Source organism: Actinomadura sp. WAC 06369 (assembly GCF_003947565.1).
GTDB classification, from domain to species: Bacteria; Actinomycetota; Actinomycetes; order Streptosporangiales; family Streptosporangiaceae; genus Spirillospora; species Spirillospora rifamycini.
The window spans coordinates 11,523-28,502 of the sequence record NZ_QHJN01000067.1 but is presented as its reverse complement, the minus strand read 5'-3'; the positions used below and the strand labels follow the sequence as shown (position 1 = coordinate 28,502).

General features: G+C 72.0%; 21 protein-coding genes. 4 read left to right on the top strand and 17 right to left on the bottom strand.

Annotated features, from left to right (window positions below):
* Positions 1–213 precede the first annotated feature (213 nt).
* Both DMH08_RS19500 and DMH08_RS19495 read right to left on the bottom strand, forming a co-directional pair.
* Entirely contained in the window at positions 214–387 is a 174-nt protein-coding gene (locus tag DMH08_RS19500) for a DUF397 domain-containing protein (RefSeq protein WP_084549817.1), read from the bottom strand.
* Positions 384–1,196: a helix-turn-helix domain-containing protein gene (locus DMH08_RS19495; RefSeq protein ID WP_084549818.1), complete on the bottom strand. Its 813-nt coding sequence runs from the start codon at positions 1,194–1,196 to the stop codon at positions 384–386. Before DMH08_RS19495 ends, DMH08_RS19500 begins: the two co-directional genes overlap by 4 nt.
* 103 nt (positions 1,197–1,299) lie before the next feature.
* Between DMH08_RS19495 and DMH08_RS19490 the strand changes: the two genes are divergently transcribed.
* The 3 genes from DMH08_RS19490 (at position 1,300) to DMH08_RS19480 (ending at position 2,669) form a co-directional block, all read left to right on the top strand.
* Complete coding sequence (locus DMH08_RS19490; protein WP_084549819.1) at positions 1,300–1,698, top strand: ATP-binding protein; 399 nt, start codon at positions 1,300–1,302, stop codon at positions 1,696–1,698.
* On the top strand, positions 1,695–1,916 hold the full coding sequence (locus DMH08_RS19485) for a hypothetical protein (RefSeq protein WP_125616664.1): 222 nt from the start codon (positions 1,695–1,697) through the stop codon (positions 1,914–1,916). Before DMH08_RS19490 ends, DMH08_RS19485 begins: the two co-directional genes overlap by 4 nt.
* A 129-nt stretch (positions 1,917–2,045) precedes the next feature.
* Positions 2,046–2,669, top strand: a complete 624-nt coding sequence (locus DMH08_RS19480; protein ID WP_158642348.1) for a glycoside hydrolase family 25 protein — start codon at positions 2,046–2,048, stop codon at positions 2,667–2,669.
* Here DMH08_RS19480 and DMH08_RS19475 read toward each other — a convergent pair.
* Genes DMH08_RS19475 through DMH08_RS19465 form a run of 3 tightly spaced genes read right to left on the bottom strand, consistent with a single transcriptional unit; the run spans position 2,641 to position 4,462 of the window.
* Positions 2,641–2,895 (bottom strand): hypothetical protein, encoded by a 255-nt coding sequence (locus tag DMH08_RS19475; RefSeq protein ID WP_125616657.1) that lies wholly within the window; start codon positions 2,893–2,895, stop codon positions 2,641–2,643. The genes DMH08_RS19480 and DMH08_RS19475 overlap by 29 nt on opposite strands.
* 46 nt (positions 2,896–2,941) lie before the next feature.
* Positions 2,942–3,730, bottom strand: coding sequence for a DUF6585 family protein (locus DMH08_RS19470; RefSeq protein ID WP_125616654.1), 789 nt, complete (start codon positions 3,728–3,730; stop codon positions 2,942–2,944).
* Positions 3,731–3,781: 51 nt separating this feature from the next.
* A complete protein-coding gene (locus tag DMH08_RS19465) occupies positions 3,782–4,462 on the bottom strand; it encodes a hypothetical protein (protein ID WP_125616651.1) in 681 nt (226 codons plus the stop codon).
* A 98-nt stretch (positions 4,463–4,560) separates the two neighbouring features.
* On the opposite strand from DMH08_RS19465, the gene DMH08_RS19460 reads away from it, so the two are divergent.
* Positions 4,561–5,427 carry a hypothetical protein gene (locus DMH08_RS19460; RefSeq protein ID WP_125616648.1) on the top strand — a complete coding sequence of 289 codons (867 nt, stop codon included), beginning with the start codon at positions 4,561–4,563 and terminating at the stop codon, positions 5,425–5,427.
* On the opposite strand, the gene DMH08_RS19455 is transcribed toward DMH08_RS19460, so the two are convergent.
* The 12 genes from DMH08_RS19455 to DMH08_RS19405 form a co-directional block, all read right to left on the bottom strand.
* The gene (locus tag DMH08_RS19455) at positions 5,405–6,208 is read right to left on the bottom strand and encodes a MaoC/PaaZ C-terminal domain-containing protein (protein WP_125616645.1); all 804 of its coding nucleotides are present in this window, start codon (positions 6,206–6,208) and stop codon (positions 5,405–5,407) included. The genes DMH08_RS19460 and DMH08_RS19455 overlap by 23 nt on opposite strands.
* Positions 6,205–7,380: a lipid-transfer protein gene (locus DMH08_RS19450; RefSeq protein ID WP_026400904.1), complete on the bottom strand. Its 1,176-nt coding sequence runs from the start codon at positions 7,378–7,380 to the stop codon at positions 6,205–6,207. The genes DMH08_RS19455 and DMH08_RS19450 overlap by 4 nt, the downstream gene beginning before the upstream one ends.
* Positions 7,377–7,781 carry a MaoC family dehydratase gene (locus tag DMH08_RS19445; RefSeq protein ID WP_026400905.1) on the bottom strand — a complete coding sequence of 135 codons (405 nt, stop codon included), beginning with the start codon at positions 7,779–7,781 and terminating at the stop codon, positions 7,377–7,379. Before DMH08_RS19445 ends, DMH08_RS19450 begins: the two co-directional genes overlap by 4 nt.
* On the bottom strand, positions 7,778–8,833 hold the full coding sequence (locus DMH08_RS19440) for an acyl-CoA dehydrogenase family protein (RefSeq protein WP_125616642.1): 1,056 nt from the start codon (positions 8,831–8,833) through the stop codon (positions 7,778–7,780). The genes DMH08_RS19445 and DMH08_RS19440 overlap by 4 nt, the downstream gene beginning before the upstream one ends.
* Positions 8,833–9,771 carry a bifunctional MaoC family dehydratase N-terminal/OB-fold nucleic acid binding domain-containing protein gene (locus tag DMH08_RS19435; RefSeq protein ID WP_125616639.1) on the bottom strand — a complete coding sequence of 313 codons (939 nt, stop codon included), beginning with the start codon at positions 9,769–9,771 and terminating at the stop codon, positions 8,833–8,835. Before DMH08_RS19435 ends, DMH08_RS19440 begins: the two co-directional genes overlap by 1 nt.
* The gene (locus tag DMH08_RS19430) at positions 9,768–10,931 is read right to left on the bottom strand and encodes an acyl-CoA dehydrogenase family protein (RefSeq protein WP_125616636.1); all 1,164 of its coding nucleotides are present in this window, start codon (positions 10,929–10,931) and stop codon (positions 9,768–9,770) included. The genes DMH08_RS19435 and DMH08_RS19430 overlap by 4 nt, the downstream gene beginning before the upstream one ends.
* A gap of 14 nt (positions 10,932–10,945) precedes the next feature.
* A complete protein-coding gene (locus DMH08_RS19425) occupies positions 10,946–12,619 on the bottom strand; it encodes an AMP-binding protein (protein WP_125616633.1) in 1,674 nt (557 codons plus the stop codon).
* On the bottom strand, positions 12,612–12,743 hold the full coding sequence (locus tag DMH08_RS42410; protein WP_267898560.1) for a hypothetical protein: 132 nt from the start codon (positions 12,741–12,743) through the stop codon (positions 12,612–12,614). The genes DMH08_RS19425 and DMH08_RS42410 overlap by 8 nt, the downstream gene beginning before the upstream one ends.
* A 116-nt stretch (positions 12,744–12,859) precedes the next feature.
* Complete coding sequence (locus DMH08_RS19420; protein WP_026400910.1) at positions 12,860–13,207, bottom strand: hypothetical protein; 348 nt, start codon at positions 13,205–13,207, stop codon at positions 12,860–12,862.
* Between the two features lie 7 nt (positions 13,208–13,214).
* The gene (locus tag DMH08_RS19415; RefSeq protein ID WP_026400911.1) at positions 13,215–13,964 is read right to left on the bottom strand and encodes an ABC transporter ATP-binding protein; all 750 of its coding nucleotides are present in this window, start codon (positions 13,962–13,964) and stop codon (positions 13,215–13,217) included.
* A gap of 29 nt (positions 13,965–13,993) precedes the next feature.
* Positions 13,994–14,743, bottom strand: coding sequence for an ABC transporter ATP-binding protein (locus tag DMH08_RS19410; RefSeq protein WP_026400912.1), 750 nt, complete (start codon positions 14,741–14,743; stop codon positions 13,994–13,996).
* Positions 14,730–16,964, bottom strand: a complete 2,235-nt coding sequence (locus DMH08_RS19405; protein ID WP_125616630.1) for an ABC transporter permease — start codon at positions 16,962–16,964, stop codon at positions 14,730–14,732. The genes DMH08_RS19410 and DMH08_RS19405 overlap by 14 nt, the downstream gene beginning before the upstream one ends.
* Between the last annotated feature and the right edge of the window lie 16 nt (positions 16,965–16,980).

Here is a 16,980-nt window from a genome sequence, read left to right as displayed (position 1 = left end):
TTTATTGCAACGGACGGCCGGTCCTCTCACCGTGTTGCGGGGCACGGCGAGGATCGGTCGTCTGGACACCGGTCAGGTGCGGCGGCACACCAGGCCGACGATGGCACCGGCCGGCACGTCCGGCCCCGTCGACCACGCCCCGCACCTCGGCACCATCACGAGCAGCCGACTCGATCCGCGCAAAGCCACCGCGCAACACACGGGACACCGGCATCAGCGCTTCAGGTCGGCCACCAGCGCCGCGAACACCTCCCGGCGGACGACGAGTCTCGGCCCGCCCGGATCCTTGCTGTCACGCACGGCGATGTTTCCGACGACGTCCGCAACCTCCACGCAGTTGGACTGACCGCTCGTGCTGCTGCGACTCGACTTCCGCCACTCGATCATGAAAGCCTCTCCAGTTCGGCCACCAAAATGGCTCGAGAGGGAGCCACCGGGGCAGCTCGGTCGCTTATCGAGTCGTACCTTACTGCTATCTCCTGGACATCGAACGGGTCAGTGAGGAAGCACCCGCGCGTGGTCGCCTCGATGTACGCGATGTCTCGCTGGTCCACCGTCAGCAGCATGAACGGCCCCTCCAGACCCTGATGCGCACCGGCTTCGTTCTCGAGCACACGAATGCTCACGTGCGGGAGCTCGCTGAGTTCGACCAGATGAGCGACCTGGCCGCGCATGATGTCCCGCGTGCCGACCAGTTGCCTCAGGGCCGCCCAGCTCAGAAACGCGGTCACACGTGGGGGATCGCTTCTTTCGAAGATGGCGGCCTTGCGCGACATTCTCCGGTCGAGATCGACGTCCAAGTCGTTGGCGACTCCTGCCATGAGCGCGGCACGCGCATACTCCTGAGTTTGGAGCAGACCGGGCACGACCGCGTACTCCCACATCCGGATGCGGGTCGCGCGACTCTCGAACTCCGTCAGAGAGAGCAGCCAGTCGCCTTCGTCGGCCCGTGCCGCGAAACCGATCAGGTCAGCGAACATGCCGTCCGCCTCGAAAAGGCGGTCGATGATCTTCGCGTGGGCGGGCTTGAGCTTGAGCGTCGCAGACTCGTACCTGGAAACGGTCGAACGGTCGCAGTCGAGAGCGGTGGCGAGAGCCTGCCCGGACATTCCACACGCTTCGCGGTATCGCCGCAGGTGAACCGCGATGAAATGCCACAGCGACCTTGACGGGTCCAGTGCTTCTCGTGCGTACATGACACCCCCGAGTGTTGCGGATGATTCCGGAACGTAGCGAGCCTAACGCGGAGTGTGCACGCTGGTCAGGCGAACAACGGAGGAAACATTCCGAGGAGCACGCATGTCATCAGCAGCACTCGCACCCGAGGTTCCCACGCTGGTTCTGGAAGCGGACGAGCGGGCGCCGGCGGCGGCGCGGAAGTTCCTGGCGGAACAATTCCGCGAATGGGGCATACGCGACGACTTCGCCGCTCGGCTCGTGGTGTGCGAACTCGTGACGAACGGCTACCGGCACGGGGAGGGGCCGATCGTCGTCCGACTGTTCCGGGACGAACGGGACGGGCTCGTGGTGATCGAGGTCTGGGACGGGGGTGCGGGACGTCCGGTCGTGCGGCCTCCGGACCGGGCCGGGACGTCGGGGCGCGGCCTGCGGCTGGTGTCCGGGCTCGTCCACGCGTGGGGCGTTCGGGAACTCAACGAGGGCGGCAAGGCCACGTGGGCGAAGCTTCCGGCGGAGTGAGCGACGAGCCGACGCTCGACCGCCTCCGGCGCCTCCACCCCGGCTGGACGATCTCCCGCGACGTCCACGGCGTCTGGCGGGCCGCCGGACGGACGCACGTCGCGGCCTCGTCCGTGCACGGACTGGTCGACGCGATCGGCCGCGCGGACTCACTTCCTCCGCCGACGCACCGGATGGTGCCGACGCGGTGCGTGGTGTACCGGACCGGGCGGGCGTGAGTAAAGCCTGTGGGCGGGGCAACACGAATACCTGGCTGTAGCGACAGGAACGAACCGGGTAGCTACTTTCTGTAGCGAAAATCCGTTACGGCAACCCCTCGCCCCCAGGAGGCACCGTTGATATTCGGAGTGGACGTAGCGAGCTACCAGGGAGAACCGGACTGGGAGGCCGTCCACGGCGACGGCATCCGGTTCGCGTTCTCGAAGGTGACCGAAGGGACCGGGTACACGAACCCGACCTGGGGTCACAACCGCGACGGGATGACCGCCCTCGGCGACGGCTTCCTCCCCGGCGCGTACCACTTCCTGCACGGCGGGGACGGCGCCGGCCAGGCGCGGTACTTCCTCGACAAGGCGGGCGATGTGTCCGCCTTCGCCGTCGCGCTGGACGTCGAAGCGTCCGGGGCGGACGCGGAGACCGCTCGCGACTGGGTGGCGGAGTTCAAGGACCGCACGGACGGGCACCCGGTGTTCGGCTACTTCCCCCGCTGGTACTGGGAGCAGACCGGCAAGCCCGACCTCGACTTCTTCGACACGATCTGGCAGTCGCACTACGTGAACGGGTCGGGGTCGCCGGAGTCGCTGTACAAGAAGGTCAAGGACTCGTGGTGGAAGGAGTTCGGCGGCGAGCCGATCTCGGTCCTGCAGTTCTCGTCCAGCGGCACCGTCGAGGGGATTTCGGGCCGCTGCGACGTCAACGCCTACCGGGAAGGGCTCGCCGATCTCAAGGCGCTGGCTCTCGGGCAGAGTTGAGCGGCCGCTCCACCGTCCGGAAGGTGACGGACACGCGGCGGCCCACGGCGGCAGCGGCGGCGCGCACGCCGCGCACGCCGCGGCCGCCGTAGTCGTAGCGGTGGCCGTAGTGCTGGACGCGCCGCCGCAGCAGCGTCGACCACGGTTCGGCGTCGATGGCGGCGGCCAGCCGCCGCTGCTCGTCCTCGTCCAGGAAGCCGTGGAGGCTCAGGAGCCCGGGAACCATGTTCGAAAGTGTATTCGAATCGGTCGGCGCCCGGGGGCGGTTCGGGTCAGTGCGCCCGTTCGCGGAGGCTCTCGGCGAGGGCGTGGAAGACGGGGAAGTTCGGGACTTCGCCGACACGCTTCCTGAGCAGCGGCCGCTTGACGTCCGCGGCCCTGACCTCGAGCTGGCCGGCGTACAGGCGGAACCGGTCGATCCGCGACCACGGCACGGCGTCCCCGTCCGCCGTCCTCAGCTCGTGCGCGGTCACCTGGAGCGGGCCGAACGTCACCGTCCGGCCGTCCTCGATCATTCGCGCGACACGGGGCAACTGCACGGCGGCGGTCCTTCGCTGGATGGTGCCGCCCCACGACTTCGGGTCGACGAAGGCCGGACCGCGGACGGTCTCGACGGCGTCGAAGAAGTGCGTCCGCGGCGCTGCCGCGTTGTCGCCGATGATGAGCACCCTGCGGTCGTCCCCCATCAGCGCGTACACGTACGTGCTCTCGACGGTGCCGTTCTTGTGGCTGTGGATGATGCTGCTCACGAACGAGAGGGTCTCCCACCGGAACTCGAACACGTTCGTGCCGGGCCCGGTGACCCGGAGGCCGCGCGCGAAGACGTCGAGCCGCGCGCCCTTGCCCCGGGCGGCGTGGCGGACCTTGCTCCACGTCGCCCAGCCGTACACCGCCAGCACGAACGCGTAGCCCAGTGCCAGCCAGACGGTCCCGATGAGGGCGATGGGCAGGGAGAGCACCAGTGCGGCTCCCGCGATCGACGTCCCGATCCACGGTTCCGGCTTGGGCTCGTACGTCGCGCGATGCGCGCCGAGGGGCGATGCGGTTTCCGGCCTCGTCATCTCTGATCCTTGTGGAGGGTGCGGGCGGGCACGGGGTGGGTCGAGAGCGGGTCAGTCCTGAATTTCGGTGTTCCAGTAGCCGGGGCCGACGAGCCAGGGCTTCCCGTACGTCGGGACCAAGGGCTCCTCGATGGCCAGTCGCACGGCGTCGCCGTCGCGCTCCGCGCACGTGACCTTGTAGAGCCCCACCCAGCGCGGCTCGCCGCACCTGCCTGGGTCGTCCCCCACGGTCTGCGCGTACTCGTTGAGGTCGTGCCGCGACAGGTCCAGCCGCACCTCGCCCGGCGGGAAGGCGCCCAGGACGACCATGACGGCGAGCGCGAGGAGCGCGGGGACGCTCGTCCGCAGCGTCCACGCCTTCGCGTCGCGGCGCGGCAGCCAGAACGCGAGAGCCGTCCGCCCGATGACGCCGACCACCGCGACGAAGCCCGCCAGGAACACGATGACCTGGATGTTCGTGTCCACTGCCAGGGACCAGTCGGACGCCAGCACGACCACGCCGACGGCCGCGACGGCGCCGGTGAACCAGGGGCCGGGCGGGGCGCCCAGCATGCGCGGCCAGAGCGCGAGGGCCGCCCGGACCAGGGCGGTGAGCACCGCGAGGACCGCCCCCAGCGCCAGGTAGTACCGGACCTCCGAGCCGTTCTGGACGAACCGGGTCGCTGCCAGCCAGCAGAGGACGGGCACCGGCACGATGCCGATGAACCATCGGCTGGGGGGTTTGCCGACCATGCCCGAATGCTAGGGGAACAGCTTCGTTCTTTTAAAGCTCGGCACGTCACCGCGCGTGGCGGGGGAAGTGTCGCAGGTGGCTGCGACACTCCTCAACGATGACGACACGACCGAAGTGGACCGACGACCTGTTCCCGTTCCCCACCCCGCCCGCGCTCGCCAAGGTGATCGACATCGCCTGGGAGGAGGGGTTCCTCGAGACCGACCTGTTCGAGGAAGGGCTCTACGACCCGTTCCGCGTGCAGACGAGCTTCGCCCTGCCGTTCGACCTGTGCGAGGCGCCTCCCGCGCCTTCGGGCTGGGAGTACCGCGACGACGAGGAGAGGTTCCGCCGGCACCACGTGCCGTTCATGTCCGTCCCGGAGCTCCTGCCCTTCGCCGATCTGGGCAACGGCACCTGCATCGGGTGGGTGGTCCCCGCGCCGGAACTCGAACGCACCGACCACCCCGTCGCCTCGTTCGGCCACAAGGAGCCGGGCGTCATCGGCCGGAACACCCTGGACGGCCTCACCTTCCTGCTCTCCGTCGCCCTGCGGAGCGGAGGGGAGCGCCGCGTCGCCCAGGTGGAGCGCCTGTCGGCCGAACTCGGCGTCCGTCCCGCCCCCGAGTACGGCGTGGGCCCCGACGGCGGCGACACGGAGGTCCCTCTCGAGCTCGCCCCGCCGGACGGCTGGCGCCACGAACCCGACCCGTCCGGCGTCGGCATCGGCGTGCTCGCGCCGCACGACGCCTTCGGCGACGAGCACCCCTCCTTCGCCGGGGAGACGGACGCCGTCCTGGCCGACGCTAACCGGATGCTCGACGCAGGCCACCCGGCGAGCGCCCTGCTGGGACTCACCGCCGCCTACCACGAGGACGGGCGGCGCCTCCCGGACCTCCACCCCCTGTGGGCCCGCGCCTATGACGACCTCGGCCGCCCGCTGCTCCGCGAACGCCTCGACGTCATGCTGGACGACCACCGGTGAAGGCGGCCCGTCCCCCCGAGATGACCGTGCGGTCGCCGACGGCGGCCTCGAACAGGACCGCGCCCGCGTCCCGCCACGTCTCGATCGTCAGCTCGTCGCCGGGGAAGACCGGGGCGGCGAAGCGGCCGTCGAGTTCGGTCAGGTCGGCGGGGTGCGCCTCGTAGGCGTCCGCGACGGGCAGGACGATCGCGGCGAGCGTGCACAGGCCGTGCATGAACGGCCGGGGCATGCCGGCCGCCTTCGCGGCCGCGGGGTCGATGTGCATGTGGTGCCGGTCGCCCAGGAGCCGGTAGAGGGCCGCCTGGTTCGGGGACGTCCGCAGCGCCAGGGTGCGGTCCGGGTCGCCGGACGGGCGCCGCCGCGCGGACGGGCCCCGTTCGCCGCCGAAGCCGCCCGCGCCGGGCGCGAAGATCGACCACGTGGCGTCGAAGTACGCGCTCTCGACGACCACCTCGAAGACGGCCGCGCGCCCCTTGTCCCAGACCTCGCCGACGCGGGCCGTCATCGCGACGGTCCCGGACGGCGGCAGGGGCTCGCGGACGCGCAGGCGCTGCGAGCCGTGGACGGCGGTGGCCGTGTCGAACGCGCCCGCGGGGCCGAGTTCGTCCGGCGCCCACTGCGCGAGGGTCAGCGCGAACGCGGGCAGGACGCGCAGGTCCTTCTCGAACACGAGGTCGAGGGCGCTCGCGGGGGCGCCGACCGCGAGCGCGTAGAGGATCGCGCGGGTCTCGTCGTAGGTCGCCTCGCGGGTGCCGAGAGTCCGGCCGCGCCACTCGCTCATCCGTCCGCTCCGAGGATCAGGCCGCTGGTCGGGACGCCGGTGCCGGCGGTGACCAGGACGTGGTGGACGTCGCCGGGCTGGTTCGGGGACGTGCCGCGCAGCAGCCGCACGCCCTCGGCGATGCCGTTCATGCCGTGGATGTACGCCTCGCCGAGCTGGCCGCCGTGGGTGTTGAGCGGGAGGCGGCCCCCGATCTCGAGGTTGCCGTCCGCGATGAAGTTCTTCGCCTCGCCCTTCGCGCAGAAGCCGAGCTCCTCCAGCTGGGGCAGGACGAGCGGGGTGAAGTGGTCGTAGAGGATCGCGGCCTGGATGTCGGACGGCGTCAGCTTGCTCTGCGCGTACAGCTGCCGGCCCACGAGGCCCATCTCGGGGATGCCGGAGATCTCGGACCGGTAGTAGCTCGTCATCATGTGCTGGTCGTTGCCGGAGCCCTGGGCGGCGCCCCAGACGAGGGCGGGGCGGTGCGGGAGGTCGCGGGCCCGCTGGGCGGACACGACGACGATGGCCTGGCCGCCGTCGCTCTCCTGGCAGCAGTCGAGGAGGCGGAGGGGTTCGGCGATCCAGCGGGACGCCTGGTGGTCCTCCAGGGTGATGGGCCGCCCGTGGAACCAGGCGGCGGGGTTCCGCGCGGCGTGCCTGCGGTCGACGACGGCGATGCGGCCGAAGTCCTCGCTGGTCGCGCCGTACTCGTGCATGTACCGGCGGGCGAACATCGCGACCCACTGGGCCGGGGTGTTGAGCCCGAACGGCGTCATCCACGAGTACGCGGCGCGGTCGGCGCTGACGTCCATCGGACGGTCGGCCTGGCCGAGGCCGTAGCGGACGCCGGAGCGCTCGTTGAACGCGCGGTAGCAGACGACGACGTCGGCGACGCCGGTCGCGACGGCCATCGCGGCCTGCTGGACGGTGCCGCAGGCGGCGCCGCCGCCGTGGCCGATGCGGGAGAAGAACTTCAGCTCGCCGATGCCGAGGTTGCGGGCGATGTGGATCTCGGAGCTGGTGTCGGCGGTGAACGTCACCATGCCGTCCACGTCGGACGGCTGGAGGCCGGCGTCGGTGATCGCGGCGAGGACGGCCTCGCAGGCGAGGCGCAGCTCGCTGCGGCCGGACTCCTTGGAGAACTCGGTGGCGCCGATGCCCGCGATGGCGGCGGCTCCGGGCAGCACGCTCATGCCTCGTCCCTTCGCAGTCGGACGACGACGGTGCCGGTCACGTGCGGGCCGAGCGCGTTCACGCCCGTGACGGCGATCTCGACGTCGTCGCCGTCCAGGGCCGTGACGGTGCCGGTGAGCCGCATCGTGTCGCCCGGGTAGTTGGGCGCGCCGAGGCGGATCCGGATCGCCTTGACCGTGCAGGCGGGCCCGGCCCAGGCGGTGACGTAGCGGTCGACGAGCCCGTTCGTCGTGAGGATGTTCATGAAGACGTCCTTCGAGCCGCGTTCGGCGGCGAGGGACGGGTCGTGGTGGACGTCCTGGTAGTCGCGGCTCGCGATGGCGGTCGCGACGATCATGGTGCGGGTGAGCGGGACGTCGAGGGGCGGCAGCTCGTCGCCGACGGAGACGTTCGTTCTCACAGGGCGGCTCCGAGGAGGGCGAGGTCGGCGGAGGCGCCGCCGAGGGTGCCGGAGATCTGCTTGCCCCACAGGAAGTACCGGTGGATCGGGTAGTCGACGTCGACGCCGATGCCGCCGTGCAGGTGCTGGGTGCGGTGCACGACGTTGAGGCCGCCCTCGTCCGACCACCACTTGGCGACGAGCGCGGCCTGCTCGGCGTCCTCGCCGGCGGCGACGAGCGACACCGCGTGCCAGAGGCAGACGCGGAGGGCGTCGATCTCGATGTAGGAGTCGGCGAGCTGGTGCTGGACGGCCTGGAAGGTGCCGAGCGGGCGGCCGAACTGCTCGCGGGCCGCGAGGTAGTCGGCGGTCATGCGCAGGGCGCCTTCGGCGACGCCGAGCTGGACGGCCGCGAGGGCGATCCGGGACAGCCGCAGGGCGGTGCCGAGGGCGCCGTCGCCGAGGCGTTCGGCGGGGGCGCCGTCGAGGGTGACGGTGCCCGCGACGTCGTGCGCGGTGGTGCGGGCGTCCTCCCGGGCCGTGCCGGGCGCGGCGGTGTCGACGGCGAACAGCGCGGGGCCGTCCGGGGCGGTCGCGGAGACGAGCATCCGGTGCGCGGCGGACGCCGACGGCACGACGGCCTTCGTGCCCGTGAGCCGCCAGGCGCCGCCGTCCGGGACGGCGCGGCAGGACGGTTCGGACGGCTCGTGCAGGCCGAACTCTTCGAGCGCGAGCGTGTACCGGAGGGCGCCGTCCGCGACCTCCGGCGGGCAGGTGCCGTGCTCGGCGAGGGTGAGGCCGGCGACGAGAGCGGGCCACAGCGGGACGGGCGCGACGGTGCGGCCCTGCTCCTCGAGGAGGATCGCGAGGCCGGAGACCCCGAGGCCGGCGCCGCCCGCGGACTCGGGGAGCGGGACGCCGAGCAGGCCCGCGGCGGCGAGCTCCTTCCAGAGCGGTTCGTCGACGCCGGTCGCCTCGGCGGCGCGGAGCCGTTCGGGGGCGGTGCGGTCGGTGAGGATCTGCCGGGCCAGGTCCCGGACCGCTTCCAGTTCCTCGCCAAGGGTGAAGTCCATCAGCTCTCCTTCGGGCGGAAGATCGGCAGGGACAGGTCGGGGTCGGCGTCGAGCCAGTCGAGGACGACGGGCATGCCGATCTCGACGTCCGCGGGGTCCGCGCCCGCCATGTTCGCGATGAGGCGGGTGCCTTCGGCGAGCTCGATGACGGCGACGACCAGCGGGTAGTCGAACGCGGGGTGCCGCGGGTGGTGGTTGACCGTGAACGTGTAGACGTGCCCGTCGCCGGACGACTCGACGGTGTCCCACGCGAACGAGCCGCACTGCGGGCAGGCGGGGCCGGGCGGGTGCCGGAGCGACTTGCACTCGGCGCAGCGCTGGATGACGAGGCGGTGCTCGCGGGCGGCCTCGAACCAGAAGGCGTTGTCGGGGTTGATCGCGGGCCGCGGGCGGAGCGGCTTCGGGGCCTCCTTCTCGGCCGGGCGGAACCGGAGCGTGCGCCACCGCTGCGTCGCGACGACCTCGCCGTCCGCGTCCCGGTACGTCTTGACGGTGCTGATGAACCGTCCGGTGCCGAGGGCGGTCTTCTTCTCCGGGGAGATCGACTCGACGCGCTCCTCGACGCTGACGCGGTCGCCGGGCCGCAGCTCCCGGACGAACGCGAAGTCGGAGTCGGTCGCGACGACGGAGGTGTAGCCGCCTTCGTCGAGGAGGTCGACGAGGTCGTCGAACGGCGAGCGGGCCGCGTCGGGGCGGACGGTCGCGGCGTAGCCGCGCATCGTCCACGCCTGGACCATCGAGGCGGGGGCGACGATGCCGTCGCGTCCGGTGGCGCGGGCCGCCTCGTCGTCGACGTAGACCGGGTTGCCGTCCTCCATGGCCTCGACCCAGTGGCGGATCATGGGGGCGTTCACGGGGTCCGGGCCGGGCCGGCGGGAGAGGAGCTCGCGGCCGGCGAACGCCTGGAGGCGGGCTTCGTAGTCGTCGGTGGCGCTCATGCCCGCTTCCCCCGGGGGAGGCCGAGGCCCTGCACGGCGACCATGTCCCGCAGGACCTCGTTGACGCCGCCGCCGAACGTGTTGACGATGCCCTGCCGGGAGAGCTGCTCGATCTGCCCATGCAGGGCGGCGCCCGGCGACTCGGGGCGGATGCGGCCCGCGGCGCCGAGCACGTTCGTCAGGGTGCGCTGGACGTCGATGTGCGTCTCGGTCCCGTACGCCTTCGCCGCCCCGGCCTGCGCGCCGGTGAGGGTGCCGTGCTCGACGGCCATCGTCATCTTCCAGTTCATGAGGCGCATCGCCTCGAGCTTGGCGTGGGTGCGGGCGAGGTCGCGGCGGACCCACGGGACGTCGATGACGCCTTCCTCGCGGGCCCACGCGGCGACGTCCTCCCAGAGGCGGATCATGCGGCCGCCGAGCGCGGCGAGGCCGATGCGCTCGTGGTTGAGCTGGGTGGTGATGAGGCCCCAGCCGCCGTCGACGTCGCCGACGACGGACGAGGCGGGCACCCGCACGCCGTTGTAGTAGGTGGCGGTGACGACCATGCCGCCGACGCACTGGATCGGGCTCCACGAGAACCCGTCGGCGTCGGTGGGCACGATCAGGATCGAGATGCCCTTGTGCTTCGGCGCGTCGGGGTCGGTGCGGGCGGCGAGCCACACGTGGTCGGCGGTGTTCGCGCCGCTCGTGAAGACCTTGCTGCCGTCGACGACGAAGGAGTCGCCGTCGCGGACGGCGCGGGTGCGCAGGGACGCGAGGTCGGTGCCGGCGTCGGGTTCGGTGTAGCCGATCGCGAAGACGATGTCGCCCGACAGGATGCCGGGGAGGTACGCCTTCTTCTGCTCGTCGGTGCCGAACCGCATCAGGGTGGGGCCGACGGTGTTGACGGTGACGAACGGGAACGGCAGCCCGGCGCGCTGCACCTCGTCGAAGAAGACGTACTGCTCGGCGGTGGAGCGGCCCTGGCCGCCGTACTCGGCGGGCCAGCCGTAGCCGAGCCAGCCGTCGTCGCCGAGCCGCTTGACGATCTCGCGGAACCGGTCGCCGCCGACGCCCTCCTCGCCGGCGCGGCGGCGGACGTCCGGAGGCAGCAGGTTCGCGAAGTACGCGCGCAGCTCGGCCCTCAGTTTCCGATGTTCGGCGGTTTCGCGCAGGTCCATGGCGGCTCTCTTTCTCAGGGGAGGAAGCGGCGGCGGCCGTTGGCGACGAACTCCTCGCGCAGCGCCGTCCTGTCGTCGTCGGTCATCAGGACGTAGGAGGGGGCGCCGCGGCCGGTCCAGCGGTAGACGGGGTCGGCGGTGCGCCAGCCCTCCAGCTGCATCTCCTTCTTGCGCAGCTTCCCGGAGCCGGTGGTGGGCAGGGCGTGCGACACCCGGACGAACCGGGGCGCGCCCTTCGTGCCGAGGTCGTCCTGCGCGGCGAGGAACGCGGCGAAGTCGAGGTCCGCGAACTCCACGCCGTCGGGCAGCTCGATCGCGGCCATCACCTGGTCGCCCGAGCGCGGGTCGGGGACGCCGAACGCGACGGCGTCGACGATCTTCGGGTGGCGGCGGATGACGAGCTGGGTGAGCAGCGCGGAGATGTTCTCGGAGTCGACGCGGATCCAGTCGCCGGAGCGGCCCCCGAAGTACAGGAAGCCGTCGCCGTCGACGTAGCCGAGGTCGCCGGTCCAGTACCAGCCGTGCCGGACGCGTTCGGCGTCGGCCTCGGGATTCTTGTAGTAGCCCTCGAACTTCGCGGCGCCGTGCACGTCGACGATCTCGCCGACGGCCTGCTCGGCGTTGACGACGCGGCCGTGCTCGTCCAGGACGGCGGGGGCGCACGTCTCGCGGGTCTCCGGGTTGACGATGCGGACGCCGTCGTGGGCGGGCCGGCCGAACGCGGTCGGCGGCGTCGCCGGGTCCCGTCTGATCATCCCGGCGCCCTCGCTGGAGCCGTAGCCCTCGACGAGGCGGGCGCCGAAGCGGCGGTGGAACTCGGCCTTGTCCTCGGGGGACGCCTCGGTGCCGAACCCGTGCGTGAGCGTGTTGTCGGCGTCGTCCGGCTTCTCGGCGGTGGCGAGGACGTAGCCGATGGCCTTGCCGACGTAGGTGAAGAACGTCGCACCGTAGAACCGGACGTCCGGGAGGAAGCCGGACGCGGAGAACTTCGGCGTCAGGCAGACGCAGCCGCCGGCGGCGAGCGTGGGCGCCCAGAGGGCCATGAGGGCGTTGCCGTGGAACAGCGGCATCGGGCAGTACGACACCTCGTCGCGCTTGATGTCGTACTTGGCCGAGTTGTTCCGGCCGAGTTCGGCGAGCCGCCCCTGCGAGCAGCGGGCCGCCTTGGACGCGCCCGTCGTCCCGGACGTGAACAGCAGCAGCATCTGGGTCGCGGGCGTGACGGCCGGGTCCGCGGCGGGCTCGCAGGCGTGCGCGGCCACGCGGGACGCGTACGCGTCGTCGTCGACCAGCAGGAACCGGTCGCGGGGGACGCCGATGTCGAGGCCGTCGAGGAGCCGCGCGCCCGCCGCGTCGGTGACGACGAGCTGCAGGTCGGTGTGCCGGACCTCCTGCTCCAGGTAGGCGCCGGTGCGGGTCGGGTTGATGCCGACGACGGTGGCGCCGCTCAGCGCGGCGGCGCCGAGCCACAGGACGTACTCGGGCACGTTGTCGAGCAGGACGCCGATGTGGAACGGGCGGTCGTCCAGGCGCAGCGAGCGGGCGAGCGCCGCGCGGGCCGCGCCGTCCCGGACCACCTCGTCCCACGTCCACGTCCGGTCGCGGCTGCGCAGGCCGGGACGGTCGTCGCCGAGCCGCGCGAGCAGCAGGCCGGCGATCGTCTCGGTGCGCCCCGTCGTCTCAGCCACGGACGCTCCCCCGGGCGGACTCGGCGGACGGCGCGCCGCGGGTCGCGGCCTTGACGCTGCGGTCGCGGAGCGTGACGGGTCCCAGCCTCGCGGGGGCGAGCACGTCCGGAACTGGCGATGTCATGGATCCTCCGTCAACACGTGATGCGACTGGCACGAACGTAATGAGCGGGATGCCCGGACGGTCCGGACATCCCGCTCACTGGGAGCGACGGGCGCCGCGGGGCGGCCGCGCCTGGGTCAGCCCTTGAGGGCGGCGGTGAGCTGGTCGGCGCGGGCCTGCGACTCGACGAGCTGGCGCAGCAGCCACAGCCGCAGGACGCGCGCGAGCACGGCGGCGACGTACAGCGCGGCGCCGAGGACGGTCACGCCCACGAAGCCCGTCGCCATGATGTGCAGCGACCCGACGTTGCGGATGTCGTCCTGCGCGAGCGAGATGTTGTAGCAGACGAACGCGCCGACGACCCCGGTGACCATCAGCAGCGCGCCGATGATGCGCAGCGCGCCGTCGTGGCGGGACTGGTCGGTCTTCAGCCGCTCGTCCGCCACGTCCTTCTTGAACTGCTCGCGTCGTTCCTCGGTGAGCATGGTTCCGTCAACCTCCCAGGTAGTCGCTGGACAGCCGGTCTTCGATCTCGGCGGGCGCGCCGGCCGCGACGACCCGTCCGTGGAGCATGAGGGCGGCGGTGTCGGCGATCGGCAGCACCGTGCGGGCGAACTGCTCCGCCACCAGCACCGACAGGCCGCCCTCGACCAGTTCGGCGACCGTCTCGTACATCCGCGAAACGATCATGGGGGCGAGGCCCATGGACAGTTCGTCGAGCAGCAGCACCGCGGGGTCGGTGCCGAGCGCGCGCGACAGCGCGAGCATCTGCTGCTCGCCGCCGGACATGGACCCGGCGAGCTGGTCGCGCCGCTTCGCCAGGATCGGGAAGCGGGCGAACGCCTTCTCCTCGACGTCCTCGCGGCGGGCGCCCGTCCCGGTGGCGGCCCACAGGTTCTCCCGCACGGTCAGGTTCGGGAAGACGCCGCGCCCCTCCGGGATCGAGCACACGCCGAGCCGCGCGGCCTGCTGCGCGGTGACGCCGTTCATCTTGCGGCCCGCGAACCGCAACTCGCCCCGGGACGGCGCGTGCAGGCCGCTGCACACGCGCATCGTGGTGGACTTGCCGCCGCCGTTCGGGCCGAGCAGCGCGAGCAGGGACCCCGGCCGGAGCGCCAGGTCCACGCCGTGCAGGACCTCGATGGCGCCGTAGGCGGCGTGGACGCCCCGCAGTTCGAGCAGCGGCTCCGCACCGGCCGCCGTCCCGGCCCCGGCCGCGGACTCCGTCTTCGCCTTCGTCATGCGTGCCTCTTGTGGGCGGCGACGTGCCGTCATGCGGCCTCCTCCGTCCCGATGTAGGCGGCGATGACCTCGGGGGACTCCTTGATCTCGGCCGGGGTGCCGGACGCGATCAGGGCGCCGTAGTCGAGGACGTGGATCGTCGAGCACAGCCGCATGACGAGCGGCAGGTCGTGCTCGACGAGGCAGATCGCGAGGCCGTCGGCGGCGAGGCCGGTGAGCATCTCCGCGAACGCCTCGGTCTCCTGCTCCGTCTGCCCGGACGCGGGCTCGTCCAGGAGCAGGACGCGCGGGGACGTCATCAGCGCGCGGGCGACCTCGACCACGCGGGCCCGCCCGATCGGGATGTCCGACACCTCCCGGTGGGCGATGTCGGTCAGGCCCGTGCGCTCCAGGATCCGGTCGGTCTCCGCTTCGAGGTCGAACCTCTTGCGGCGTCCACCGGCGCGCAGGACGTCCCCCGCGACGCGCACGTTGTCGCGCACGGACAGCGACAGGAACAGCTCCAGCCGCTGGAACGTGCGCGCCATGCCGCGCCGCGCGCGCTTGGCCGGGGGCAGTTTGGTGATGTCGGCGCCGTCCAGCAGCACCTGCCCGGACGCCGGCTTCTGCAGGCCCGTGACGGTGTTGAACATCGTCGTCTTGCCCGCGCCGTTCGGGCCGATCAGCCCGGTGATCCGGCCCTCGGCGACGGCGAGGCTGACGTCGTCCACGGCGGTGTTGCCGCCGAACCGGACGGTGACGCCCCGGGTTTCGAGCAGGGGTGCTTCACGCGGGGACACCGGCCCCTCCCTTCAACGTTCCGCTGGTGACGGGCAGCCCGAGTTCCTGGTCCAGGCGCGCGCGCACTTCGTCGGTGTAGGGCTCGTCCACGCCGAGCAGTTCGAGCGGCGTCTCCCGCTTGCGCCCCTCCTCCAGGACCATGCGGCCGACGACCGGCAGGAGCATGACCACGCTGAGGGCGATGAGGGAGAACGTCCACGAACCGATCACGCCGGTGACGGCGAGGACGTACAGGACGGCCCCGAACGCGGCCGCCCCGTAGAGGAGCGGTTTCGCGCCGCGCATCGCCCGGTAGCCCTCGACGACGTCGTGGACGACGCCGCTGGGGTTCTTGCCGACGCCCATCCCGACCAGCGCCGTCAGCACCATGACGAGGTGGCCGAGCGCGGTGAAGATCTGCGCGGGCCCCTCGTGCTCCAGGGCGAGGTCGCCGAACGTCCCCACCAGCACCGCGCCGCCGACGCCCGCCATCAGCCCACCGAACAGGGCGCCGGTGATGTAGCCGATGCCGGCGACGACGACGAGCATCAGCAGGCTGAGGCTCACGGTGAAGGTGAAGTTCTCCTGCGCGACGGTGCCGGTCGCGGACGACATCAGGATGCCGCCGAGGCCCGCGATCGCCGCGGAGATCATGAAGACGCCGAGCTTGAGCCGGACGAGGTTCTGCCCGAGCATCGCCGTCGCCGCCGGGCTGTCCTTCATCGCCGCGAGCCGCCGCCCGTACCCGCCGGCGCGCAGCGCCGCCAGACCGATCGCGATCAGCGCGAACAGGACGGTCGCCGTCATCAGGAACGCGGTGCCGTTCCGCAGGTCGACCGGGCCGAACTTCGGCGGCGGGACGACGAGGGAACCGCCGGGGAACAGCGTGAACTTCACCCCGAACAGCTCGTGCTGGGTGGTGTCGCGCAGCACCATGTTCGACAGGAACACCCCGAACGCCATCGTCGCCAGGGCCAGGTACAGGCCGCGCAGGCGGAGCGCCGGGAGGGCGATCAGCCCGCCGACGACCGCCGCGGCCAGGACGCCCAGCAGCACGCCGTGCACCCCGAGCCGCGCCGCGAGGCCGCTGCCCTGCACCCCGAAGTGGAACGCGACGACCGTGGCGACCGCCCCGAACGCCAGCGGCGCGAGGTTCAGCTCGCCCGCGTAGCCGGTCAGGACGGTCAGCGACAGCGCGATGATCGCGAACGACATGCCGAGCGCGAGCGTCGAGACGCCGCCGTCCGACAGCAGCAGGCTGTAGAGGTAGACGACCGCGACGAGCACGGCGCCCCACACCGCCGCCGAGCGGACCGTCGGCGGGCGGTACCGCTCCCGGGTCCGGACGGCCGCGCCCCGCAGCCGGTCCTGCGGCAGCACCACCAGCACGACGAACAGCAGGATCATCGGCAGCGACACCCGCAGGTTGCCCGCGAACGTCCCGGCGGACGGCATGTACGCGAGCACGTAGTTCGCCGCGAGGCCGAGGACGATCGCGCCCGCGAACGTCCGGGGGATGCTGCGCAGCCGCCCGAACATCGCCGCCGCGAACGCGTCGATCACCAGCAGGGTCAGCATGTTCGCGTCCAGCCCGCCGCCGCTGATCGGGACGATCAGGACGCCGGCGAGCACGGCCAGCGTGGACCCGAGGGCCCACGCGAGCATCGCGGCCCGCTCCGGGTCGTGCCCGTTCAGCCGCACGAGGTCGGGGTCGTCGACGGACGCGCGCATCACCACGCCCGTCCGGCTGCGGGTGAACAGCAGCCGCAGGCCGACCGCGATCGCCACGGCGGCGGCGAGGCAGACGATCTCGTGCCAGCGGACCACCACCCCGGCAACGGTGATCTTCGCGCCGCCGCCGAAGAACATGTCGACGGTGTACGCCTCGTCCGGGTTCCACGCCCACTGGGCGAGGTAGACCGTTCCAAGGAGCACCGCCACCGTCACGATGATCTTCGTGACCTCGGCGGTGCCGCGCAGCCCCCGCATGATCACCGCGTGCAGCGCGGCGCCCATCGCCGGGCCGACCACGCCCACCACGACGACCAGCGCCAGCCAGACCGGCCAGCCCCACACGTTGGTGAACTGCCAGTAGAGGAACGTTCCGAACATGGCTTGCGCGCCGTGGGCGAAGTTGAAGATGCCCGAGGTGTTGTAGGTGAGGACGAGTCCCGAGGCCGCGATGAAGTACACCGCGCCCAGGACGAGCCCCAGGATCGTGTACGTCAGGAACGTCGTCATGCGCGAGTTCCTCCCA

Excerpts from the sequence above, each read along its gene's own strand:
- DMH08_RS19500 (WP_084549817.1), bottom strand. The coding sequence starts at position 387 with ATGATCGAGTGGCGGAAGTCGAGTCGCAGCAGCACGAGCGGTCAGTCC.
- DMH08_RS19495 (WP_084549818.1), bottom strand. The coding sequence starts at position 1,196 with ATGTACGCACGAGAAGCACTGGACCCGTCAAGGTCGCTGTGGCATTTC.
- DMH08_RS19490 (WP_084549819.1), top strand. The coding sequence starts at position 1,300 with ATGTCATCAGCAGCACTCGCACCCGAGGTTCCCACGCTGGTTCTGGAA.
- DMH08_RS19475 (WP_125616657.1), bottom strand. The coding sequence starts at position 2,895 with ATGGTTCCCGGGCTCCTGAGCCTCCACGGCTTCCTGGACGAGGACGAG.
- DMH08_RS19470 (WP_125616654.1), bottom strand. The coding sequence starts at position 3,730 with ATGACGAGGCCGGAAACCGCATCGCCCCTCGGCGCGCATCGCGCGACG.
- DMH08_RS19465 (WP_125616651.1), bottom strand. The coding sequence starts at position 4,462 with ATGGTCGGCAAACCCCCCAGCCGATGGTTCATCGGCATCGTGCCGGTG.
- DMH08_RS19460 (WP_125616648.1), top strand. The coding sequence starts at position 4,561 with ATGACGACACGACCGAAGTGGACCGACGACCTGTTCCCGTTCCCCACC.
- DMH08_RS19455 (WP_125616645.1), bottom strand. The coding sequence starts at position 6,208 with ATGAGCGAGTGGCGCGGCCGGACTCTCGGCACCCGCGAGGCGACCTAC.
- DMH08_RS19450 (WP_026400904.1), bottom strand. The coding sequence starts at position 7,380 with ATGAGCGTGCTGCCCGGAGCCGCCGCCATCGCGGGCATCGGCGCCACC.
- DMH08_RS19440 (WP_125616642.1), bottom strand. The coding sequence starts at position 8,833 with ATGGACTTCACCCTTGGCGAGGAACTGGAAGCGGTCCGGGACCTGGCC.
- DMH08_RS19435 (WP_125616639.1), bottom strand. The coding sequence starts at position 9,771 with ATGAGCGCCACCGACGACTACGAAGCCCGCCTCCAGGCGTTCGCCGGC.
- DMH08_RS19430 (WP_125616636.1), bottom strand. The coding sequence starts at position 10,931 with ATGGACCTGCGCGAAACCGCCGAACATCGGAAACTGAGGGCCGAGCTG.
- DMH08_RS42410 (WP_267898560.1), bottom strand. The coding sequence starts at position 12,743 with ATGACATCGCCAGTTCCGGACGTGCTCGCCCCCGCGAGGCTGGGACCC.
- DMH08_RS19420 (WP_026400910.1), bottom strand. The coding sequence starts at position 13,207 with ATGCTCACCGAGGAACGACGCGAGCAGTTCAAGAAGGACGTGGCGGAC.
- DMH08_RS19415 (WP_026400911.1), bottom strand. The coding sequence starts at position 13,964 with ATGACGAAGGCGAAGACGGAGTCCGCGGCCGGGGCCGGGACGGCGGCC.
- DMH08_RS19405 (WP_125616630.1), bottom strand. The coding sequence starts at position 16,964 with ATGACGACGTTCCTGACGTACACGATCCTGGGGCTCGTCCTGGGCGCG.